The sequence below is a fragment of the Klebsiella sp. MS 92-3 genome (genome assembly GCF_000195655.1).
In the GTDB taxonomy this organism is placed as follows: domain Bacteria; phylum Pseudomonadota; class Gammaproteobacteria; order Enterobacterales; family Enterobacteriaceae; genus Klebsiella; species Klebsiella pneumoniae.
The window spans coordinates 80,775-85,601 of the sequence record NZ_GL882793.1 but is presented as its reverse complement, the minus strand read 5'-3'; the positions used below and the strand labels follow the sequence as shown (position 1 = coordinate 85,601).

The following is a 4,827-nucleotide window of genomic DNA, read 5'->3' as shown; positions in this document are numbered from 1 at the left end:
CAAGCGCAGCGCCGCCGGGCAAGCTGTACCGGACTCCGTTCCCGTCGTTGTGCCGGATGACGGCTAACGCCTTATCCGGCCTACCTTCACCCCAGCTCTAAGGCTTGCGCCAGCAGGGGGATTCCCGTCGCATCACCTGAGTCCCCTCATCCACACGACGATACGTTTGTTTATTGCCTTACTGCCAAGCTGAATCGTTAAAGCTAAAAACAATGTAGATCACATATCCTGGTGATAAATACGTATTACTCAGCAAAATAATACGACTTTCATCTCATTTAACATCATAAAAACGGCCACTTTCTCACCAGGTGAGGCGCTTCACATTTTAATCACCCCCATGCCGGTAGATTTCACACGTCAATGACACAATCGATTCAGCAAAAAGGGAATAAAAATGAAAAAAACATTGGTTCTGACGACGATCGCCCTGCTGGTTTCCGGCTCGGCCGCGGCAAAAACATGGGTGCTGACGAACGCTGAAGAGGGGATGGATAAAGGAAACTGGCAGATCAACAGCGATCAGCTGAAGGTGAAAGATCATGCGTTCAGCATTGAGCAGAAAGTCCTGCACGGCGGTAAGCAGGAAGGCAGCAAAATCCTTACCATTCACAGTAAAGACGGCCTGACCATTACCTTGAGCCCGACACGCGGCATGAACTTACTGCGTATTGAGGGTTTCGGCAGCCGGATGGGCTGGGATTCGCCGGTTAAAGAGGTCGTCAACCCGGCGTTTATCAACCTGGAAAGCCGCAATGGCCTCGGCTGGCTGGAAGGATTCAACGAGATGATGGTCCGCTGCGGCTATGAATGGACCGGCCATCCGGTGACCGCGGACGGGCAAATTTATACCCTACACGGCAAGGCGGGCAACACGCCGGCCTCTCTGGTGGAGGTGGAGGTGGCCGACAGCGCGCCGTATGAAATCCGCATCCGCGGGCTGGTGAAAGAGAGCACCTTTAAAAAAGCCGATCTGCAGACCCTGACCGAACTGCGCTACGTGCCGGGCAGCAACAGCTTCAGCTTACATGACGTCTTAACCAACCATGCCGACTATCCGCATGATTATCAGATCATCTACCACAGCAACTTCGGCACCCCGATCCTCGAAGAAGGCGCGCGCTTCCTCGCCCCGATGTCCAGCATCAGCCCGTTCAATGATTACGCGAAGAGCGGGTTAAAAACCTGGCAGACCTATCAGGGACCGACCAAAGATTTTGACGAGATGGTATTTAATATTCAGCCGCTGGCCGATGAAAATCACCAGACCCTGGCCGCCGTGGTCAACAAAGCGGGCGATAAAGGGGCCTCTATTCAGTTTGATACCCGTCAGCTGCCGGTCCTGACGCTGTGGAAAAACACCGATACCGTCAAGCAGGGCTATGTCACCGGTATCGAGCCGGGGACCAGCTACGCCTATCCGGTGACCATTGAACGCGAGCAAAAACGCGTGAAGCAGCTGCAGCCGGGCGCCAGCGCGCAGTTTGATCTAACCTACACCCTGCTGCACGACAGCGCCCAGGTAGCCGCCGTTGAGCAGAAAATCGCTAAGATTCAGGGCGATAACAAAGTCGCGGAGAACGAGACGCCGATCGCCAAAGAGTAACAGCGCCGCCAGTCGAATGCCCGGAGCGGTACGCCGAGCCGGGCTACTCCCGCCCCATCACCTCGTGCCCGAGATCCCGGGCAAACTGCTGATACTGCCGCTCATCGATCGGCTGCGGGTAGCTCAGCACCAGCAGCTCATGATCCGCAATGCCCTGATGATAGCTCGGGTGATGATGCGCCCAGGGATTAGCATGGAACCCCATCGACTGATAAAAGCGCAGCCGTTTATGGGCGATGGCCGTGGTTAGCGGATCGATTTCCAGAATGGTCAGCGGGGCGCGCGTCAGGATCTGCGCCAGCAGCTGTTTACCATAGCCGCGGGAGCGCAGCGTGTCGTCGATCGCCAGATGTTCGATATAACCGTAGCCGGCAAACTGCCAGCAGCCGCTGAGGCCGACAAAGACGCCTTCATCGAACCATGCTTCCAGCGCGTAGCGCGGGTGGCTCAGCGCCTGACGTTTGGCCTCGCTTTCGCGCTGCTCGTGCCACGGAAAGGCGCGCGCGTAAAGCGCGTCCAGCATGGCGAAATGGGGCGAGTCGGTAGAACGTACGCTTTCGCAGGTCAGCATCACATAATTCCTGGTAGCTAAAACAAAACTGCCCTCACGCGGAGGGCAGTGACCGGAGGCGTACGCGCTTATTCAGCCGCGGCCGCTTTTTGCGCCAGCTTATCCAGCAGCTTCTGATGAATGCCGCCGAAGCCGCCGTTGCTCATCACCAGGATATGGTCGCCCGGGTGGGCGGTTTTGACCACCATCTCCGCCAGGGTATCGACGTCGGCGCTCCAGTGGGCCGGCTGGACGCAGGCCTCCGCCACTTCCGCCACCTGCCACGGAATATGCTGCGGCTGCAGGAGGAACACTTCATCGGCGCGGCCGAGAGACGGCGCCAGATCGTCCTTGCAGACGCCCATTTTCATGGTGTTAGAGCGCGGCTCCAGCACGGCGAGAATGCGCGCGGTACCGCCTACTTTACCGCGCAGCGCCTGCAGCGTGGCGAGGATTGCCGTCGGATGATGGGCGAAATCGTCATACACGGTGACGCCGTTGGCTTCGCCCCGCAGCTCCAGGCGACGGCGGGCGTTGATAAAGCTGCCCAGCGCGTTCGCGGCATCCGCCGGCAGCACGCCGACGTGACGCGCCGCGGCAATCGCCATCAGGCCGTTATGCATATTATGCTCGCCGACCAGCGCCCACTTCACTTCGCCGACCTTTTCGCCGTCGAGTAAGACTTCCCACTGCGAGGCGTCGGCGTTCAGTTTTTTCGCCTGCCAGTGGCCCTGCTCGCCCACCAGCTCCTGCTCGCTCCAGCAGCCCATCGCCATCACCTGCTTCAGGTTGATGTCGTTCTCCGGCAGGATAATTTTGCCTTTGCCCGGCACGATGCGCACCAGATGGTGGAACTGTTTCTGAATCGCCTTCAGGTCATCAAAGATGTCCGCGTGGTCGAACTCAAGGTTGTTGAGGATCAGCGTCCGCGGGCAGTAGTGAACAAACTTGGAGCGCTTGTCGAAGAAGGCGCAGTCATATTCGTCGGCTTCAATGACGAAGAACGGGCTGTCGCCCAGGCGCGCGGAGACGTCGAAATTGCCCGGAACGCCGCCAATCACGAACCCCGGTTTATAGCCGCAGGCTTCAAGGATCCAGGTCGCCATGCCGGCAGTGGTGGTTTTGCCGTGGGTCCCGGCGACGGCCAGCACCCAGCGATCGCGCAGCACGAAGTCGTGCAGCCACTGCGGGCCGGACATATAGGGAATATTATTTTCCAGCACCGCTTCAACGCACGGGTTGCCGCGAGTCATGGCGTTACCGATGATCACCAGGCCCGGCCGGGGCTCCAGCTGGCTGGGGTCATAGCCCTGAATTAAATCAATCCCCTGGTTTTCCAGCAGGGTGCTCATCGGCGGATAGACGTTAGCATCCGACCCCGTTACCTCATGACCGAGGGAGCGCGCCAGCATGGCCAGCCCCCCCATAAACGTGCCACAGATTCCTAAAATATGAATGCGCATTCGTCATTTCCTTTTCTTATCCGGGGCACATTTTACCCATATCCCGGGCCCTGGCGAAATGCATTTCAGGCGAATCTGTATTTTGCTGGCGCGATTCACCTGTGCGCACTTTTTTGATTCTTTGTTAAGATTGTTGCGTTCGTTTTACTCAACATAAAAATGCAGGGAACGAGTTATGAAAACGTTAGGTGAGTTTATTGTTGAAAAGCAGCACGAGTTCTCCCACGCCACCGGTGAGCTGACTGCTTTGTTGTCAGCAATAAAGTTGGGCGCCAAGATCATCCACCGCGATATCAACAAGGCCGGTCTGGTCGATATCCTGGGTGCCAGCGGTGCTGAAAACGTTCAGGGCGAGGTTCAGCAAAAACTCGATCTGTTCGCTAATGAAAAATTAAAAGCCGCACTGCGAGCACGCGATATTGTTGCCGGGATCGCCTCTGAAGAAGAAGATGAGATTGTCGTCTTCGAAGGGTGTGAACACGCCAAATACGTGGTGCTGATGGACCCTCTGGATGGCTCCTCTAACATCGACGTTAACGTCTCTGTCGGTACGATCTTCTCTATCTACCGCCGCGTGACGCCTGTCGGCACGCCGGTGACAGAAGAAGACTTCCTGCAGCCGGGCAACAAGCAGGTGGCCGCGGGCTATGTGGTCTACGGATCGTCGACGATGCTGGTGTATACCACCGGCTGCGGCGTTCACGCCTTCACCTACGACCCGTCCCTTGGCGTCTTCTGTCTATGCCAGGAGCGCATGCGCTTCCCGGAGAAGGGCAATACCTACTCCATCAACGAAGGCAACTACATCAAATTCCCGCAGGGCGTGAAGAAGTACATTAAGTACTGTCAGGAAGAGGACAAAGCGACTCAGCGTCCTTATACCTCACGCTATATCGGCTCGCTGGTGGCGGACTTCCACCGCAACCTGCTGAAAGGCGGCATCTATCTCTATCCGAGCACCGCCAGCCACCCGGAAGGCAAGCTGCGCCTGCTGTATGAATGCAACCCGATGGCCTTCCTCGCCGAACAGGCGGGCGGTAAGGCCAGCGACGGTAAAGAGCGTATTCTGGATATTATCCCGGAAAGCCTGCATCAGCGTCGCTCCTTCTTCGTCGGCAACAACCACATGGTAGAAGACGTCGAGAACTTTATTAAAGCGTTCCCGGACGCCTAAGCGTCCTGCCCCCCCCCCCCCCCCCCCCCCCCCC

4 protein-coding genes and 1 pseudogene are annotated in these 4,827 nt (G+C 57.4%); 2 read left to right on the top strand and 3 right to left on the bottom strand.

Going from position 1 to position 4,827, the window contains the following annotated elements:
- Positions 1–97: 97 nt before the first annotated feature.
- Positions 98–213 (bottom strand): annotated as a pseudogene (locus tag HMPREF9538_RS32200) (hypothetical protein).
- 184 nt (positions 214–397) lie between these two features.
- Between HMPREF9538_RS32200 and HMPREF9538_RS16650 the strand changes: the two are divergent.
- Positions 398–1,606: an aldose 1-epimerase family protein gene (locus tag HMPREF9538_RS16650; RefSeq protein ID WP_009484752.1), complete on the top strand. Its 1,209-nt coding sequence runs from the start codon at positions 398–400 to the stop codon at positions 1,604–1,606.
- Between the two features lie 43 nt (positions 1,607–1,649).
- Here the strand turns inward: HMPREF9538_RS16650 and HMPREF9538_RS16655 are convergent, their stop codons facing one another.
- Entirely contained in the window at positions 1,650–2,177 is a 528-nt protein-coding gene (locus HMPREF9538_RS16655) for a GNAT family N-acetyltransferase (protein ID WP_002886889.1), read from the bottom strand.
- A 68-nt stretch (positions 2,178–2,245) separates the two neighbouring features.
- Positions 2,246–3,619, bottom strand: a complete 1,374-nt coding sequence (gene mpl / locus HMPREF9538_RS16660; protein WP_009484749.1) for a UDP-N-acetylmuramate:L-alanyl-gamma-D-glutamyl-meso-diaminopimelate ligase — start codon at positions 3,617–3,619, stop codon at positions 2,246–2,248.
- Positions 3,620–3,794: 175 nt separating this feature from the next.
- On the opposite strand from mpl, the gene fbp reads away from it, so the two are divergent.
- Positions 3,795–4,793 carry a class 1 fructose-bisphosphatase gene (gene fbp / locus HMPREF9538_RS16665; RefSeq protein WP_002886827.1) on the top strand — a complete coding sequence of 333 codons (999 nt, stop codon included), beginning with the start codon at positions 3,795–3,797 and terminating at the stop codon, positions 4,791–4,793.
- Positions 4,794–4,827: the final 34 nt, after the last annotated feature.